The organism is Cellulomonas pakistanensis (genome assembly GCF_016862755.1).
Classification (GTDB): domain Bacteria; phylum Actinomycetota; class Actinomycetes; order Actinomycetales; family Cellulomonadaceae; genus Cellulomonas; species Cellulomonas pakistanensis.
Genome location: NZ_BONO01000031.1, coordinates 35,798 through 51,824, shown reverse-complemented (window position 1 = coordinate 51,824; position 16,027 = coordinate 35,798). Strand labels below are relative to the sequence as shown.

Below are 16,027 nucleotides of genomic sequence, written 5' to 3'. Positions count from 1 at the left end.
GGGGCGGGGCGGGGCGGCGGGGCGGCGGGCGGGGCGGGGGGGCGGGGGTGCACGGCCTCGGCCAGAGTCCCCTGGGGGTGGCGCGACAGCGCGCCTGCGTCCGGCCTCCTCACGCGAGGGTCGCCGAGATAGGACCCGCCCATCGACGTAGGACCGGCCATGGCCCTATCTCGGCGGGATGGCCCTATCTCGGCGGAACCACCTCCCTCAGCCGGATGTCCCCGGCTCAGCCGGACAGCCCCCGGCTCGGCAGGACAGCCCCGGCTCAACCGGACGGCCCCGGTTCGGCACTGCTCCGCCGGGGGGCCGCGGGGCGTGCGCTGTCGGGCCCGCGTGGCAGGGTGGGCCCGTGCAGCAGTCCTCCCCCACGACCCCCCGCGCTGACGCCCCCGGCGCCGCGGCCGCGACCGGCCCGGCCGAGCTCCCGGCGCGCGCGAACGAGACCACCGCCGAGCGGCCGTGGCCCGTCCGGCTGCTGTCCGTGAAGATCGCCGACTACGTCGCGAAGATGTCGCCGCTGTGGGTCGAGGGCCAGGTGGTGCAGCTCAACCGCCGCCCGGGGGCGAACGTCGCGTTCCTCACGCTGCGGGACACGGACACCGACATGTCGCTGCCGGTGTCCATGCCGGCGGGCGTGCTGTCCGGCGCGGCGACCCCGCTGGCCGAGGGCGCGCACGTGGTCGTGCACGCCCGTCCGACGTTCTGGACCAAGCGCGGGACGCTGCAGCTCAACGCGGACGAGATCCGCGCCGTCGGCGTGGGCGAGCTGCTGGCCCGGATCGAGCACCTCAAGCGCGTGCTGGCGGCGGAGGGGCTGTTCGACGCCGACCGCCGCGTGCCGCTGCCGTTCCTGCCCCGGGTCGTCGGCCTGGTGTGCGGCCGGGAGTCGAAGGCCGAGCACGACGTGGTGGTGAACGCCCGCGCGCGCTGGCCGCAGGTGGAGTTCGTGATCCGCGAGGTCGCCGTGCAGGGCGCGGGCGCGGTGCCCCAGGTGAGCCGCGCGATCGCCGAGCTGGACGCCGACCCGCGGGTCGAGGTGGTCGTCGTCGCGCGCGGCGGCGGCTCGGTCGAGGACCTGCTGCCGTTCAGCAACGAGGCGCTCGTCCGCGCGGCGGCGGCCTGCCGCACCCCGCTGGTGTCCGCGATCGGCCACGAGACGGACACCCCGCTGCTCGACCTGGTCGCCGACTACCGCGCGTCCACGCCGACCGACGCCGCGAAGCGGATCGTGCCGGACGTCGGCGAGGAGCGCGCCCGGGTCGCGCAGGCGCGCTCCCGCATCCGGTCCGCCGTCGAGCACCGGGTCGCCCGGGAGGCCGCCAACCTGGAGCAGGTGCGCAGCCGACCGGTGCTGGCCCGCCCGCAGACGATGGTCGACACCCGCGAGGCCGAGGTGGTCCGCGCCCGCGACCACGCCCGCCGCAGCCTCGACCACGCGCTCGCGGGCGCCGTGACGTCGACGCGCGCGCTCGCCGCGCAGGTCCGGGCGCTGTCCCCCGCCGCGACGCTCGACCGCGGGTACGCCGTGGTGCAGACGTCCGACGGCCGCGTCGTGCGGGAGGCGACCGAGGTGGCGGCGAAGGACTCGCTGCGGATACGGGTGTCCCGCGGCGAGCTCATGGCGACGGTGCTGGCGGTCGCGCCCGGCCGGAGGCGCCCCGCCGCCGAGGCGGGCGAGGACGCCTGACGTTCCGCGGGCCCGGCCCCACGCCCTCGGGTGGCGGATCCGGCCGGACACGCCGGGCGTGTCCGGCCGGTTCGTCCACTCCTCCCCGCCGCGCGTCACTTCCCGTGCGGGTCCCGTGCGTTGAGCGCCGCGACCACCTGCGGGTAGTCGCCGCGCGCCTCGCCGTACCGGAGGAACCTGACGCGCTCGACCTGGATCTCGGTCGCGTCGGGCTGCGCCTCGAGCAGCGCCATCACCTCCGCGACGAACTCGTCGAGCGGCATCGCGTCGGCGTTCTCCCGGTGCCCCGGCATGAGGTCGGTCTGCACCGACGGCGGCTCGAGCTCGAGCACGCGGACGCTGGTCCGGGCGAGCTGCAGCCGGATCGACTCGCTGAGCATGTGGATGAACGCCTTGCTCGCGTTGTAGGTCGGCGTGACCCGGAGCGGGGCGAACGCCAGCCCGGAGGACACCGTGAGGATCGTGGCGTCCGGGCGGGTCTGCAGGTGCTCGACGAACGCGGCGATCAGCCGGATCGGGCCGAGCACGTTGGTGGTGACGGTCTGCTCGGCGGTGTCGAGGAACCCGGCCGGGTCGGTCCAGTCCTCGACGCGCATGATGCCGGCCATCGGGACGAGCACGTTCACCTCGGGGTGCTCGGCGATCACCCGCTTCGACACCTCCGCGACGTCCTCCGCGTCGGCGGTGTCGATGCGGTAGGCGTGGATGCCGGGGTGCTCGGCGGTGATCCGGTCGAGCAGCTCGGTGCGCCGGCCGCCGACGATCACGGTGTTGCCCTTCGCCTGCAGGGCGAGGGCCAGGGCGAGGCCGATGCCGCTCGTGGCACCGGGGATGAAGATGGTGTTCCCGTCGATTCGCATGCCCCGAGTCTTCGACGGCCGGCGTCCGCCCGCCAGAGAGCGCTCGTCGGGGGATCGCGGGTCCCTGGTCCGCGGTCGCGGCGCGCGCCGATACTGCTCGGGTGGATCGCGACGCGCTGGCCGACTTCCTGCTCCGGCACCGCCAGGCCCTGCGCCCGGGCGACGTCGGGCTGCCGCCGGGCGCCCGCCGCCGCGCCCCGGGCCTGCGGCGGGAGGAGGTCGCCCAGCTCGCCGTGATGTCGACGGACTACTACACGCGGCTCGAGCAGCGCCGCGGCCCGCAGCCCAGCACCCAGATGCTCGGCTCGCTCGCCCGGGCGCTGCGGCTGACGCCCGACGAGCGCGACTACCTGTACCGGGTCGCCGGGCACAGCGCGCCGGACCGCGCCGCGCGCGAGGACTACGTCGCCCCCGGGCTGCTGCGGGTGCTGGACCGGATCACCGACAGCCCGGCCCTGGTCCTCGACGGGCTCGGGCGGACGCTGGTGCAGAACGACCTGGCGCGCGCCCTGTTCGGCCCCGTGGAGTCGCTCGCCGGGTGGGAGCGCAGCGCGATCTACCGCTGGTTCGCGAGCCCCGGGACGGAGCGGCTGCTGTACCCGGAGGATGACCGGGACCGGCAGAGCCGGGCGCAGGTCGCCTCGCTGCGGGCGACGCTCGGCGCGGAGGGCCCGCGGTCGCGGGCGGCCGAGCTGGTGCGCGAGCTGTCCGCCCGGAGCGCGGAGTTCGTCGCCCTCTGGGAGGCGCACGAGGTGTCCCGCCGGTTCGAGGACCACAAGGTGCTGATCCACCCGCGGGTCGGGGCGATCGAGGTCGACTGCCAGGCGCTGTTCACCGAGGACGGGTCGCAGACGCTGCTCGTCCTCACCGCCGCGCCGCGCAGCGAGGCGGAGAGCCGGCTCCGGCTGCTGGCCGTGCTCGGGACGCAGCAGTTCGCGGCGCAGGACGGCTGACGCCCGCGGCCGCCCGCCCGGCCGGCCGGGCACGCACCCCCGGCGCCGCGCGGGGCGCGAGGTGGGCGGTCGTTGGTTAGATGGACCCGTGAGCGACACCTCCCCCACCCCCGGCGACCCCGCCGACCTGTCCTACGAGCAGGCGCGCGACGAGCTCGTCGCCGTCGTCTCCCGGCTCGAGGCCGGCGGCGCGACGCTCGAGGAGTCCCTCGCCCTGTGGGAGCGCGGCGAGGCGCTCGCCGCGCGCTGCCAGCAGTGGCTGGACGGCGCCCGCGCCCGGCTCGACGCGGCCCGCGCGTCCGACGGGCCCGGCGGTGACGCGGCGTCCTGACGGCGCCGACCGCACCCCGCGCACCGCCCGCGCCGCGCACCACCCCGCTCGACCCCGCACGCCCCACCCCCGACCCGGCACCGCCGCCGGACGCGAAGGAGCCCCATGACCGAGCAGCCCGCCGCCCGCGCCCTCGTCGTCGGGGAGGCCCTCGTCGACGTCGTGCTCCGCCCGGGCGCCGAGCCCGCCGAGCACCCCGGCGGCAGCCCCGCCAACGTGGCGATCGGGCTCGGCCGGCTCGGGCGCCGGGTCGACCTGCTGACCTGGCTGGCCGACGACGCGCACGGCGACCTGGTCCGGGAGCACCTGGCGGGGTCCGGCGTGCACGTGCTCGCGGGCGACCGCGCCCCCGAGCGCACCCCCGTGGCGCGCGCCCACCTCGACGCCGGGGGCGCCGCGACGTACGAGTTCGACCTGACGTGGGACCTGCCGACGCGGTGGGACGAGGCCGACGACGCCCCGGCCGTCGTGCACACGGGTTCGATCGCGACGGTCATCTCGCCCGGCGGCGAGGCGGTGGCCCGGCTCCTGGAGGAGCGCCGGGCGACGTCGACGATCACCTACGACCCGAACCTGCGCCCCGCGCTGATGGGCTCGCCGGAGGAGACGCTGCCCGTCGTCGAGCGGCTGGTCGCGCTGGCCGACGTCGTGAAGGTGTCCGACGAGGACCTCGCCTGGCTGCACCCGGGCGTCGCGCCCGTCGAGATCGCGCAGGACTGGCTGGGCCGCGGACCGGCGCTCGTCGTCGTGACGCTCGGCGGCGAGGGCGCGCTCGCGATCACCGCGGGCGGCGACGAGGTGCTGGTCGAGGCGCCGGCGGTGCAGGTGGCCGACACGGTCGGCGCCGGCGACTCGTTCATGGGCGCGCTCGTCGACGGCCTGTGGACCGCGGGCCTGCTGGGTGCGGACGCCCGCGAGGCGCTGCACGCGATCGACCGCGGGACGGTCCAGCAGGTCCTGGTCCGCTGCGCCCAGGTCGCCGCGATCACGGTCTCCCGCGCCGGGGCGAACCCGCCGACGTCCGCGGAGCTCGGCGAGGCGTAGGCCGGCGCGCGCCGCGCCCTCGCCGCGACGCCGCCGCGCGCTGAGGTCGTCACGAGCGGACGAGGTCGCCACTCAGGAGTGACGACCTCGTGCCGTTGTGACGACCTCACCGGTACCGGGCGACGCGCCTGCGCGCCTCAGCTCGCCTGGCGGTGCCGGCCCGCGGCCGACGCCTCGCCGTTCCCCTGCTTCTCCGCATCGCGGTGCGCGCGCTCCAGGGCTGCGCGGCGGTCCTCTTCGGTCTCGGCGTCGATGCGGCGCGCCGCGTCGTCGTCGTACGTGAGGTTCTCGCCCGACTCCGGGTCGAAGATCAGCAGCCGCCGCGGGTCGAACCACAGCTCGGCGCTGCTGCCGTCGCGCACCCGGCTCTCGGAGCCGAGCGAGACGATCATCTGCGTCCGCATCCCCTCGCCGTCCAGGTCGCGGTCCAGCTCCTCGAGCTTCTGCGCGACGTCGGCGTGCGTCTCGAACGGGATGTAGGCGTACAGCTCCGCGCCGAGCCACTCGACGACGTCGACCTCGGCGGAGAACGTGGCGCCCTTGGCGCGCTTGTCCTCGTCGAGCACGCGGGCGTCCTCGACGTGCTCCGGCCGCAGGCCGACGATGACCAGCTCGCGGCCGTCCAGCCTGCCCCGGGCCGTCTCCGGGATCGGGACGTCGCCGAAGGGGAGCCGCAGGGAGTCCCCGTGCACCTCGCCCGGCAGGAAGTTCATCGGCGGCGAGCCGATGAACCCGGCGACGAACAGGTTGACCGGCTGCTCGTACAGCGCGCGCGGGCTCGCGACCTGCTGCAGCTCGCCCTTGCGGAGCACCGCGACCCGGTCGCCGAGCGTCATGGCCTCGGTCTGGTCGTGCGTGACGTAGACCGTGGTGGTGCCGAGCCGGCGCTGCATGCGCGCGATCTCGGTCCGCATCTGGCCGCGCAGCTTGGCGTCGAGGTTGGACAGCGGCTCGTCGAACAGGAACGCGCGGGCGTCGCGCACGATCGCCCGGCCCATCGCGACGCGCTGCCGCTGGCCGCCGGACAGGTTCGCCGGCTTGCGGTCGAGGTGCTCCCGCAGCTCCAGGGTGTCCGCCGCGTACTCGACGTTGTCCTTGATCTGCTCCTCGGTGTACTTGCCCTTCTGCAGCCGCAGCGGGAACGCGATGTTCTCGTACACGGTCAGGTGCGGGTACAGCGCGTAGTTCTGGAACACCATCGCCAGGTGCCGGTCGCGCGGGGCCCGCTCGTTGACGACCTCGTCGCCGATCCGCAGCTCGCCGGACGTGATGTCCTCGAGGCCGACGATCATCCGCAGGAGCGTCGACTTCCCGCAGCCCGACGGGCCGACCAGGATGACGAACTCCCCGTCCTTGATGTCGAGGCTGACGCCGTTCACGGCCGGGTAGCCGTCGCCGTACTTCTTGACGATGTCCGTCAGGGTGATGGATGCCATGTGCTCCTCCTGGGGTCCGGGCGGTCGGGCGTCAGCCCTTGACCGCGCCCTGGGTCAGCCCGGACACGATCTGGCGCTGGAACAGCAGCACCAGGACGACGACGGGGATGGTGACGACGACGGCCGCGGCGGAGATCGCGCCCGTGGGGTCCTCGAACTGGGACGCGCCGGAGAAGAACGCCAGCGCGGCGGGCACGGGCCGGGCTGCCTCGGTCGAGGTCAGCGAGATGCCGTACACGAAGTCGTTCCACGCGATGAAGAACGCGATGAGCGCCGTGGTGAACACGCCCGGCGCCGCCAGCGGCACGATGGCCTTCCGGAACGCCTGCCACGTGGTGGCGCCGTCCACCTGCGCGGCCTGCTCGAGCTCCCACGGGATCTGCCGGAAGAACGCGGTGAGCGTCCAGATGGAGATCGGCAGGGTGAGGGACAGGTACGGGATGATCAGGCCCGCCCAGGTGTCGTACAGCCCGATGTTCCGCCACAGGTTGAACAGCGGCGTGACGATCGAGATGACCGGGAAGATCGACACCCCGAGCGCGGTGGTGAGGATCAGCTTGCGGCCCGGGAAGTCCAGCCGGGCGATCGCGTACGCCGCCAGCGTGGCGAGCACGCACGAGATCGCGGTGGCGATCAGCGAGATGCCGATCGAGTTCCGCAGCGACGACAGGAACAGCTCCTGGGCCGAGCCGTCCGGGCCGAGGATCTCCTCGTAGTTCGTCCACGACCACGTGGTCGGCAGGAAGGTGCCGGAGCTCAGGTCGCTCGGCAGCTTGAACGAGGTCGCGATGATCGACGCGACCGGGAACAGCGCGTACAGGAGCACGGCGATCGTGATGGCCGCCCACGCGACCTTCTGCTTGCCGGACAGGGCGCCCATCACTTCTCCCCTCGTGCGCCGGCGAGGTCGACCTTGAAGATCTTGATCGCGACGAAGCAGATGACGATCACGCAGGCGAACAGCAGCACCGAGATCGCGGACCCGAGGCCGATCTCGAGGCGGCCGATCGACGTCCGGTAGGCCAGCAGCGACAGCACCGTGGTGCCGTTCGCGCCGTTCGTCATGATGAAGACGTTGTCGAAGATGCGGAACGCGTCGAGTGCCCGGAACAGGACCGCGACCATGATCGCCGCCTTCATGTTCGGCAGGACCACGCGCTTCATCCGCTGCCACCAGGTGGCGCCGTCGACCTGGGCCGCCTCCTCGAGGTCGCCCGGCACCTGCGCCAGGCCCGCGAGCAGCAGCAGCGAGATGAACGGCGTGGTCTTCCACACCTCGGACGCGATGATGACGAACAGGCTCGTGCCCCTGCCGGCGAACCAGTTGAGGTCCTCGCTGATGCCGGGCACCCAGTCGAACCAGCTGTTCACGTACCCCGAGCTGATGTCGAACGCGTAGAACCACGCGAACGCCGAGACCACGGTGATGATCCCGTACGGCACGAGGATCGCGGTGCGCAGCAGGCCCCGGAGCCGCGTGATCGCCCGGTGCATGACGAGGGCCAGCGCGAAGCCCAGCACCAGCTCGATCGCGACGGTGATCACCATGATCACCGTCGTGACCCCCAGCGACTGCCAGAACACCGGGTCGCCGAGCACGACGCCGTAGTTCCCGAGCCCGACGAACGCCCGGTCGTCCGGCGCGGTGAGCCGGTACCGGAACAGCGAGTCGTAGACGGCCTGCAGGATCGGGTAGGCGGTGACGGCGAGCATCACCACGAACGCGGGGCCGGCGAGCAGCCAGCCGAGCCGCGCCTCGGCCCGGGCCCGGTCGCTCCGGACCGGCTTCGACCGGCGTTCGGGGCCGGCGCCGCGCGTGGCGCGCTCGGTGGTCCCGGCCGTGGCGCCCGTGATCTCGGTGCTCATAGGAGCCGCTCCCCTCGCAGCACGGCGGTGATGAAGTCGGTGGACTCCTGCGGCGTCGACTCCGGGTCCACGGAGGCCGGCGGGTGCCAGGTCTCCTGCAGACCCTGCGAGACCTCGTTGTAGTACGGGGTCTGCGGGCGCGGCGCCGCCTGCTCCAGCGACTGGCGGATGACGTCCGCCATCGGGAACGTCTCCTGCACCTCCGGGTCGTCGTAGGCGACCGTGGAGGACGGCGGGTTGCCGTCGGAGACGAAGTACGCGGCCTGGTTCTCCGGCTGCACGATGCACGCGGCGGCCTCGTACGCCTCGTCCACGTGCTCGCTGAACGCGCCGACGCCGAGGTTGATCCCGCCGTACGGCGGCGCGGCGTCGGTGCCCTCCGCGACCTGCGGGTAGACCGCCCAGCCGACGTCGTCCAGGAACGACTGGTCGAGCGTGCCGTCCTCGACCGCGCCCTGCATGGCCGGCCAGACGAACGGCCAGTTGACCATGAACGAGCCGCTGTCCCCCTGGAACTGCGTCAGCGACGCGTTCTCGTCCTGGGTCGGCAGCCCGGCGCCGCCGAGCCGATCGGCGCCGATCTCGCCGATGATCCGGGCGGCCTCCCGGCCGGCGTCCGACTCCAGGCCGAGCGCGACGTCCTCGGCGGGCGCCTCCGGCGTCTCGACGATGTGGCCGCCCGCGGACTCGACGAGCGCGTTGATCCACACCGTGTACGCCTCGGCCTTGATCCCCTGCACGCCGAGCGTGAGGTCCTGGTCGCGGGCCGCGTCCATGACCTGGTCCCAGGTCACGGGCGCCTCGGCGGGGTCGAGCCCGGCCGCCTCGGCGACCGACTTCTTGTACCAGAGCAGCTGGGTGTTGGCCCAGAACGGCACGGTCACCAGCTCGTCGCCCCACGAGGCGCCCTGCAGCGCGCCCTCCGCGACGTCCTGGCTGACCTGGTCGGCGATCTCCTCGGGGACCGGCGCGAGGAACCCCGCGTTCGCCAGCTCCGGGATGAACGGCGGGTCCAGGCTCATCAGGTCGATCGACGAGTCGGCCGCCGCGAGCCGCCGTGCCAGCTGCTCGCGCTGCGAGCTCGCGTCGCGCGGCAGCACCGAGACCTCGATGCGGTACGCACCGCCGGCCTCCTCCGTGCACTGCTGGGCGAGGAGCGCCTGGCCCCCCGCGTCCGGGTTCGTGTACCAGGTGAGCACCGGGGTGTCGTCGGCCGGCGCGCACGCCGCCAACCCCGCCCCCAGTGCGAGCACCGCCACCCCGGCGATCGCCCTCGACCGTCTGCGCACCCTCACCGCTCCTCACTCCGGCGCCGCGTGCCCCCCGACCAGGGAGTCCGCGCCGTCCGCACGTCTCCCCCCTAGGGCTACACCGCCCCACGGGGGCCCGCCACCGGAACGGAGTCCGTCACCCGCGGCGGACGAGGCGCGGCGTGCGGCCGTCGGCGCGCCTCGCCGGACGGTGCAAGATGGGCCGCATGGCACACCCCACGACCCCCGCCGAGGCCTGGTCCGCGCTGCGCGACGGCAACGACCGGTTCGTCCGCGGCGAGATGGAGCACCCGTCCCAGGGCATCGACCGCCGCGCCGAGGTCAGCACCGCGCAGCACCCGTTCGCCGTCGTGTTCGGCTGCTCGGACAGCCGCGTCGCGGCCGAGATCATCTTCGACCAGGGGCTCGGCGACGTGTTCGTCGTCCGCACCGCCGGCCACGTGCTCGACACGACCGTCATCGGGTCGATCGAGTACGGCGTCGAGGTGCTGGGCGCCTCGCTCGTCGTCGTGCTCGGTCACGACTCGTGCGGCGCCGTCGCCGCGGCGACGGCGGCGCTCACCACCGGCGAGCTGCAGCGCGGGTTCGTCCGCGCGGTGGTCGACCGGGTCATCCCGTCGATCGTGTCGCTGGCGCACGGCGCCGACGCCGAGGGCCGGCCGCGCGACCTGTCCGCCGTCGACCCGGCCGAGCTCGGCCACGAGCACGTGCGGCACACGGTCGACATGCTGCGGTCGTACTCCGTGACGCTCGCCGAGGGCATCGACGCCGGGCGCGTGGCGGTCGTCGGCGTCGAGTACACGCTGGCGGACGGCAACGCCCGCCTCACGTCCGCGATCGGCGACATCGGCGACGTGCCGGTCCCCGCCTGACGCCCGTCACCTCCCCGCCGAGAGGGCACCTCTCGGTTGTGCCGCAGCGCCGCCGCACAGCCGAGAGGTGCCACCTCGACGCCCGGTGCGTCGTGTGACGTGCGCCACGCCCGGCCCGGCGCGACCCCGGCGGCCGGGACCGAGGTCCCGGGTCGGTGGCAGGATCAGCGGCATGAGCCTGCACGCCGACGACGACGTCCAGTACCGCATCGAGCACGACACGATGGGCGAGGTGCGCGTCCCCGCGGACGCCCTCTACCGCGCCCAGACCCAGCGGGCGGTGGAGAACTTCCCGATCAGCGGGACCGGCCTGGAGCGCGGTCACGTCGCCGCGCTCGCCCGGGTCAAGAAGGCCGCCGCCCTGGCCAACGCCGAGCTGGGCATCCTCGAGCAGCCGGTCGCGGACGCCATCGCCGCCGCCGCCGACGAGGTCGCCGAGGGCCGGCACGACGCCCACTTCCCCGTGGACGTCTACCAGACCGGGTCCGGCACGTCCTCGAACATGAACATGAACGAGGTGCTCGCGACCCTCGCGTCCCGGTCCCTCGGCGCCGACGTCCACCCGAACGACCACGTCAACGCCTCGCAGTCCTCGAACGACGTCTTCCCGACCTCCGTGCACGTCGCCGCCACCGACGGCGCGGTCAACGACCTGGTCCCCGCCCTCGAGCACCTCGCGGTCTCGCTGGAGCGGCTCGCCGAGAAGCACGCCGGCGACGTCAAGGCCGGCCGCACGCACCTCATGGACGCGACGCCCGTGACGTTCGGCCAGGAGTTCGGCGGCTACGCGGCCGCCGTGCGCCGCGGCGTCGAGCGGATGCAGGCGGCGCTCCCCCGGGTCGCCGAGGTCCCGCTCGGCGGCACCGCGGTCGGCACCGGCATCAACACCCCCGCCGGCTTCCCGCAGCGGGTGATCGCGCTGCTCGCCGAGGAGACCGGCCTGCCGCTGACCGAGGCCCGCGACCACTTCGAGGCCCAGGGCGCCCGGGACGGGCTGGTCGAGCTGTCCGGCGCGCTGAGGACCATCGCGGTCAGCCTCACCAAGATCTGCAACGACCTGCGCTGGATGGGCTCCGGCCCGAACACCGGCCTGGGCGAGATCCGCATCCCCGACCTGCAGCCGGGCTCGTCGATCATGCCGGGCAAGGTCAACCCGGTGATCCCGGAGGCGGTGCTCATGGTCGCGGCCCGCGTCGTCGGGAACGACGCCACCGTCGCGTGGGCGGGCGCGAGCGGCTCCTTCGAGCTCAACGTCCAGATCCCCGTCATGGGCCAGGCGGTGCTCGAGTCCGAGCGACTCCTCGCCGCGGCCTGCCGGGTGCTCGCCGACCGCACGGTCGACGGCATCGAGGTCGTCACCGAGCGCGGCGCGGCCTACGCCGGGTCGTCCCCGTCGATCGTCACCCCGCTGAACCGGGTGATCGGCTACGAGGCCGCGGCGAAGATCGCCAAGCACGCGGTGGCGCAGGGCGTCACGGTCCGCGAGGCCGTGGTCGACCTCGGCTACGTGGAGCGGGGCGAGGTCACCGAGGCGCAGCTCGACGCGGCGCTCGACCTGCTGAGCATGACGCGCCCGAAGGCGTGAGGCGCGGGCGCCCGCGCAGGGCGCCGCGCGCGTGACGAGCGCCGCCGGTCCGGGGCAGGGGGTCCCGGGCCGGCGGCGCCCGGGCCCTAGCGTGCCAGGTCGTACTCCGGCGCGGGGCGGTTCAGCGTGAACTCCTCCGCGCCGCGCGCCAGCTCGGCCGCGACGTCACCCAGGGTGACGACGGCCTGGCGCACCTCGGCGGCGCCGTCGAACGCCTGACCGGCCGCCTGCGCGACGTCCGCGGCGCCGCCGGCGATGTCCGTCGTGCTCTCGGCGGCGACCACCAGGTTCCGCTCGATCTCCGACGTCGTGGCGGTCTGCTCCTCGACCACGGCCGACACGGCGCCCTGCAGGCCGTCGACGGTCGTGACCGCCTGCGAGATCCGCCCGACGGACGCCTGCACGTCGGCCGCGTCCCGGGTGACCGCCTCGAGCACCGGCGCGATGGTGCCGATCGCGTTCGAGGTCTGCTGCGCCAGGTCCTTGACCTCGCCCGCGACGACCGCGAAGCCCGCGCCGGCGCTGCCAGCGCGGGCCGCCTCGATGCTGGCGTTGAGCGCGAGCAGGTGGGTCTGGTTGGCGATGGTGGTGACCGTGTCCAGGACGGCCGCGATCTGGCCCGTGGACGCCGCGAGCCGGTCTGCCGCGGACGCGGCGTCGGCGGTGATGCCGACGGCCTGCGCGGCCTCGCCGGACGCCGCGCTGACGTCCTGGGCGACGGACTCGATGGACGCGCGCATCTCGGTCATCGCGGCGGTGACGGTCTGCACCTCGGTGCTCACGACGGACGCGGAGCTGGCGGCGCCCTCGGCGCGGGACACGGTCCGGCCCGCCGCCTCCTCGAGCGTGCCGGACGAGCCGTCCAGCCGGCCCGCCGTGCTGCGCACCGCCTCGGCGCCCTCGCGCATCCGGGTGAGCGCCGCGCGCATCGCGTCGATCGCCTCGCCGAGCGCCGAGCCCATCACGCCGATCTCGTCGCGGCCCTCGCCGCGCACCTCGACCGACAGGTCCCGGTCGGCGACGCGGCGCAGCGCGGTGGTGAGCCGGCCGACGCGGCCGACGACCCGGCCCGAGATCCACACGACCAGCGCCACGGCGAACGCCGCGACGACGAGCCCGACGACGAGCAGCGTGATCATCAGCGTCCCGGCGCCGTCCTCGAGCTCCGCGGACACCGCCCGCAGGTCGGCGTCGAAGCCCCACGCGCCGACCGTCCAGCCCCACGGGGCGTACCGGGCGAGCTGCACGGTGGCGGCCCCGTCGTCCCCGAGGTCGACGCGCTCGGTCGCGGTCTCGTCCGCGCCCAGCTCCGCGGCCGCCTCGACCAGGCGGGTCGCGTACGCCTCGCCGTCCGCGTCGACGGACCCCACCGCGTCCCCCGCCTGCGCGCTCGGCGGCGGCACGACCCACTGCCCGTCCGCGTCGGCGACGGTCAGGTACCCGTGCTCCCCGACGGCCACCTCGGCCAGCGCCGCGCGCAGCGGCGCGTCCACCTCGGTCTGCGGCACGCCGACGAACAGCCCGCCGACCACCTCGTCGCCCGCCATGAGCGGCGCGTACGCGGTGACGTACGGCTGGCCGACGACGGTCGCGGTGCCGTAGTACGACTCGCCGGCGAGCAGCGCGGCCACGACGGCGTTCGGCGAGCCGTCCGCAGCCCTCGCGCCGATGGCGGTGCCGATGACCCGAGCGCCGTCGGCGTTCGTCACGCTGGTCGCGACGCGCAGCATGTCGCCCTCGTCGTTCACCCGCTGGAACACGGTGACCGGGGCGTCGAGCAGCGACGTGATGTCGTCGACCACCGGCACGGGCGTGGCCGGGTCGGTGGTCCGCCCGAGCCAGGTGCCGCCCACGCTCAGCCGCGGCAGGTCGACCTCCTCGGTCGCGCCCGTGGTCTGGTCCGTCACCGTCCAGCGCTCGGTGCCGTCGAACGTGACGGGCCCGGCCTGCGCGAAGGTCTGCTGGGCGACCCGGAGGCTGGACGCCATCCGGTCCGTGACCGTGGCGACCTGGGTCTCGACCATCGTCACCGCCTGCTGGGTGGTCTGGATCATCGAGTCGCGCATGAGGCGGTCGACGTCGTCGCCCGCGTCCGACGCGAGGCCGGTCACCTGCCACCCGCCGACGGCGGTGAGCAGGGCGGCGGTCACGGCGACGGCACCGGCTCCGGTCGCGACGAGCTGAGCGCGCAGGGAGGTGCGCAGTCGGGGCAGGGGCACGGTGGACTCCTGGGCCGAGGGGGGACGGGCGCCGGGCGGCCTGGTGGGCCGCCGGCGGGATTCCTCGACCCATCGGTAGGTCTTTCGTCCCATGTGAGCGGTCACCAGGATGAGAACTGGCGGTCGCAGGTGGACTTCACCCGCTGACCGCTCGCGCGCGGCGACCCGGCGTGCCTAGGAGCCGCCGCCCTCGACGCGCACCAGCACGCGGGACAGCAGCGCCGCGAGCGCGGTCGCCTCCGCGGGGTCCAGCCCGCCCAGCGCCGCGGCCTCGCGGGCGAGGTGCTCCGGCATGAGCCGGTCGACCGCCGCGCGACCCTCCGCGGTCAGCTCGAGCAGGACGCCGCGGCGGTCCCGGTGCGGGATGCCCCGCGCCACGAGCCCCGCGCGCACCAGGGTGTCCGCGCGTTTGGTGATCGCCGCCGGCGACGCGGCCGTGATCGTCGACACCTCCGCCGCGCGCAGCGCGCGGCCGGCACGGCGGAGGGCGCACAGCACGTCGAACTCGCCGCGGGTCAGCCCCGCGTCCGCGAGCGCCGCCTCGGCCCGCGCGTCGAGCAGCGCGGCGATCCGGGTGATCCGGCCGGCGACGGCGATCGGCGCCACGTCGAGCTCCGGCGCCTCGCGCTCCCACTCCGCGCGCAGGCGGTCCACGCTGTCCACGGCCGTCACCCTACCGACCGTGAGTTGCTTCACGAATCATTTACCGGTGAACGATCGGTTGAGAGCATGGCACCGTGCACCGACTGTCCCTCCTCGCCGCCCTCCTGCACCCGTCCCAGCTGCGGGACGCCCTGCGCCCGCACCGCGGCGGGCCGAGCACCCGGGACGCTCTCGGCGGCGCGCTGCGCTGCGGCGCGAGCGTGGCGCTGGCCTTCCTCGCGGTCGCCGCGCTCGGGCGGCAGGACCTCGCCGGCTACGCGTCGCTCGGCGCGCTCGCGTCGCTGTACGGCCGGTCGAGCGGGTACGCGTGGCGGCTGCGGCTGATGGCGGTCGTCGGCGCGGCGCTCGCGACCGCGGTCGCCGCGACGTCGGCGCTGGCCGCCGCGCACGCCCCGGTGGTCGCCGAGCTGGCGGTGCTCACCCTGCTCGCCGCGGGCGCCACCGCCGGCGCGGTCGCGCTGCGGACCGGCCCGCCCGGGGCGACGATCCTCGTGTTCGCGGCCGGCGCGGGCACCGCGGCCGCGTCCGACGCGGCCGACGTGGCGGCGCGGGCGCTGGCCGTCGCGGGCGGCGCGGTCGTCGCGTGCCTGGTCTGCACCGGCGGCCGGGTGGTCGACCGGGGCCCGCGCGCCGCCGAGCCCGCCCCGCGGGTCCGCGACGTGGTGCGCGCCGGGACCGCCGGCGGGGCGGCGCTCGCCCCGACCGCCTCCGTGGCGGTGGCCGCCGCGCTCGCCGGCTCCGTCGCGGCCGCGGCCGGCTGGGGGCACCCCGCCTGGGCCGTCATGGGCGCGGCCGCCGTGCTGCAGGGCGCGCACGTCCGGCACATGGGCGTCCGGGCGCTCCAGCGCGCCGCCGGCACCGCCGCGGGTGTCGCGATCGCCCTGCCGCTGCTCGGCGCGGACCTGCCGTTCTGGGCCGTCGCGGCGCTGGTCGTCGTGCTGCAGACCGCGACCGAGCTCGTGGTCGCCCGGCACTACGGGGTCGCGATGCTCACGATCACCCCGATGGCCCTGCTCATGACCTCGCTCGGGGCGCCGCTCGACCCGGCGCGGCTGGCCCTGGACCGGGCGCTGGACACCGCGGCCGGCGCGGTGGTCGGCCTGCTGGTGGCGGTCGTCGCGGCGCGGCCGGAGCACGCGGGGCCGGTCGCACCCGCGACGGCGGGGACCCCCGCGGTGCCGACGACGCCGCGGCCGGGGCACTCGCCCGCCGCGGCGTCGCCCGCCGCGCACTGACCGGC

General features: G+C 75.2%; 14 protein-coding genes. 7 read left to right on the top strand and 7 right to left on the bottom strand.

What is annotated here, in order from left to right; all coding sequences use genetic code 11:
• The first annotated feature begins 349 nt into the window (after positions 1 to 349).
• Positions 350 to 1,687 (top strand): exodeoxyribonuclease VII large subunit, encoded by a 1,338-nt coding sequence (gene xseA, locus Cpa01nite_RS16780; protein WP_239068867.1) that lies wholly within the window; start codon positions 350 to 352, stop codon positions 1,685 to 1,687.
• Between the two features lie 95 nt (positions 1,688 to 1,782).
• Here the strand turns inward: xseA and Cpa01nite_RS16775 are convergent, their stop codons facing one another.
• The gene (locus Cpa01nite_RS16775) at positions 1,783 to 2,547 is read right to left on the bottom strand and encodes an SDR family oxidoreductase (protein ID WP_203670000.1); all 765 of its coding nucleotides are present in this window, start codon (positions 2,545 to 2,547) and stop codon (positions 1,783 to 1,785) included.
• A 101-nt stretch (positions 2,548 to 2,648) separates the two neighbouring features.
• Here Cpa01nite_RS16775 and Cpa01nite_RS16770 point away from each other — a divergent pair, with 101 nt between their 5' ends.
• From Cpa01nite_RS16770 to Cpa01nite_RS16760, 3 genes are all read left to right on the top strand, one after another.
• On the top strand, positions 2,649 to 3,500 hold the full coding sequence (locus Cpa01nite_RS16770) for a helix-turn-helix transcriptional regulator (protein WP_203669999.1): 852 nt from the start codon (positions 2,649 to 2,651) through the stop codon (positions 3,498 to 3,500).
• A gap of 88 nt (positions 3,501 to 3,588) precedes the next feature.
• Positions 3,589 to 3,831: an exodeoxyribonuclease VII small subunit gene (locus Cpa01nite_RS16765; protein ID WP_203669998.1), complete on the top strand. Its 243-nt coding sequence runs from the start codon at positions 3,589 to 3,591 to the stop codon at positions 3,829 to 3,831.
• Between the two features lie 105 nt (positions 3,832 to 3,936).
• The gene (locus Cpa01nite_RS16760) at positions 3,937 to 4,875 is read left to right on the top strand and encodes a carbohydrate kinase family protein (RefSeq protein WP_203669997.1); all 939 of its coding nucleotides are present in this window, start codon (positions 3,937 to 3,939) and stop codon (positions 4,873 to 4,875) included.
• 137 nt (positions 4,876 to 5,012) lie between these two features.
• Here the strand turns inward: Cpa01nite_RS16760 and Cpa01nite_RS16755 are convergent, their stop codons facing one another.
• From Cpa01nite_RS16755 to Cpa01nite_RS16740, 4 genes are read right to left on the bottom strand one after another with little or no spacing between them, the layout of a single operon-like run.
• A complete protein-coding gene (locus Cpa01nite_RS16755) occupies positions 5,013 to 6,311 on the bottom strand; it encodes an ABC transporter ATP-binding protein (protein ID WP_203669996.1) in 1,299 nt (432 codons plus the stop codon).
• Positions 6,312 to 6,342: 31 nt separating this feature from the next.
• Positions 6,343 to 7,191 carry a carbohydrate ABC transporter permease gene (locus Cpa01nite_RS16750; protein WP_203669995.1) on the bottom strand — a complete coding sequence of 283 codons (849 nt, stop codon included), beginning with the start codon at positions 7,189 to 7,191 and terminating at the stop codon, positions 6,343 to 6,345.
• Positions 7,191 to 8,177, bottom strand: a complete 987-nt coding sequence (locus tag Cpa01nite_RS16745; protein ID WP_203669994.1) for a carbohydrate ABC transporter permease — start codon at positions 8,175 to 8,177, stop codon at positions 7,191 to 7,193. The genes Cpa01nite_RS16750 and Cpa01nite_RS16745 overlap by 1 nt, the downstream gene beginning before the upstream one ends.
• Entirely contained in the window at positions 8,174 to 9,466 is a 1,293-nt protein-coding gene (locus Cpa01nite_RS16740; RefSeq protein WP_203670011.1) for an extracellular solute-binding protein, read from the bottom strand. Before Cpa01nite_RS16740 ends, Cpa01nite_RS16745 begins: the two co-directional genes overlap by 4 nt.
• 188 nt (positions 9,467 to 9,654) lie before the next feature.
• Here Cpa01nite_RS16740 and Cpa01nite_RS16735 point away from each other — a divergent pair, with 188 nt between their 5' ends.
• Positions 9,655 to 10,320: a carbonic anhydrase gene (locus Cpa01nite_RS16735; RefSeq protein WP_203669993.1), complete on the top strand. Its 666-nt coding sequence runs from the start codon at positions 9,655 to 9,657 to the stop codon at positions 10,318 to 10,320.
• Between the two features lie 172 nt (positions 10,321 to 10,492).
• Positions 10,493 to 11,905, top strand: coding sequence for a class II fumarate hydratase (locus Cpa01nite_RS16730; protein WP_203669992.1), 1,413 nt, complete (start codon positions 10,493 to 10,495; stop codon positions 11,903 to 11,905).
• Between the two features lie 86 nt (positions 11,906 to 11,991).
• Here the strand turns inward: Cpa01nite_RS16730 and Cpa01nite_RS16725 are convergent, their stop codons facing one another.
• Both Cpa01nite_RS16725 and Cpa01nite_RS16720 read right to left on the bottom strand, forming a co-directional pair.
• Positions 11,992 to 14,124, bottom strand: a complete 2,133-nt coding sequence (locus Cpa01nite_RS16725) for a methyl-accepting chemotaxis protein (protein ID WP_203669991.1) — start codon at positions 14,122 to 14,124, stop codon at positions 11,992 to 11,994.
• 174 nt (positions 14,125 to 14,298) lie between these two features.
• On the bottom strand, positions 14,299 to 14,787 hold the full coding sequence (locus tag Cpa01nite_RS16720) for a MarR family winged helix-turn-helix transcriptional regulator (protein WP_203669990.1): 489 nt from the start codon (positions 14,785 to 14,787) through the stop codon (positions 14,299 to 14,301).
• Positions 14,788 to 14,861: 74 nt separating this feature from the next.
• On the opposite strand from Cpa01nite_RS16720, the gene Cpa01nite_RS16715 reads away from it, so the two are divergent.
• A complete protein-coding gene (locus tag Cpa01nite_RS16715) occupies positions 14,862 to 16,022 on the top strand; it encodes an FUSC family protein (RefSeq protein WP_203669989.1) in 1,161 nt (386 codons plus the stop codon).
• The last annotated feature ends 5 nt before the right edge of the window (positions 16,023 to 16,027 follow it).

Coding starts and splice junctions, on each gene's coding strand:
- Cpa01nite_RS16775 (WP_203670000.1), bottom strand. CDS start 2,547: ATGCGAATCGACGGGAACACCATCTTCATCCCCGGTGCCACGAGCGGC.
- Cpa01nite_RS16760 (WP_203669997.1), top strand. CDS start 3,937: ATGACCGAGCAGCCCGCCGCCCGCGCCCTCGTCGTCGGGGAGGCCCTC.
- Cpa01nite_RS16755 (WP_203669996.1), bottom strand. CDS start 6,311: ATGGCATCCATCACCCTGACGGACATCGTCAAGAAGTACGGCGACGGC.
- Cpa01nite_RS16750 (WP_203669995.1), bottom strand. CDS start 7,191: ATGGGCGCCCTGTCCGGCAAGCAGAAGGTCGCGTGGGCGGCCATCACG.
- Cpa01nite_RS16745 (WP_203669994.1), bottom strand. CDS start 8,177: ATGAGCACCGAGATCACGGGCGCCACGGCCGGGACCACCGAGCGCGCC.
- Cpa01nite_RS16735 (WP_203669993.1), top strand. CDS start 9,655: ATGGCACACCCCACGACCCCCGCCGAGGCCTGGTCCGCGCTGCGCGAC.
- Cpa01nite_RS16730 (WP_203669992.1), top strand. CDS start 10,493: ATGAGCCTGCACGCCGACGACGACGTCCAGTACCGCATCGAGCACGAC.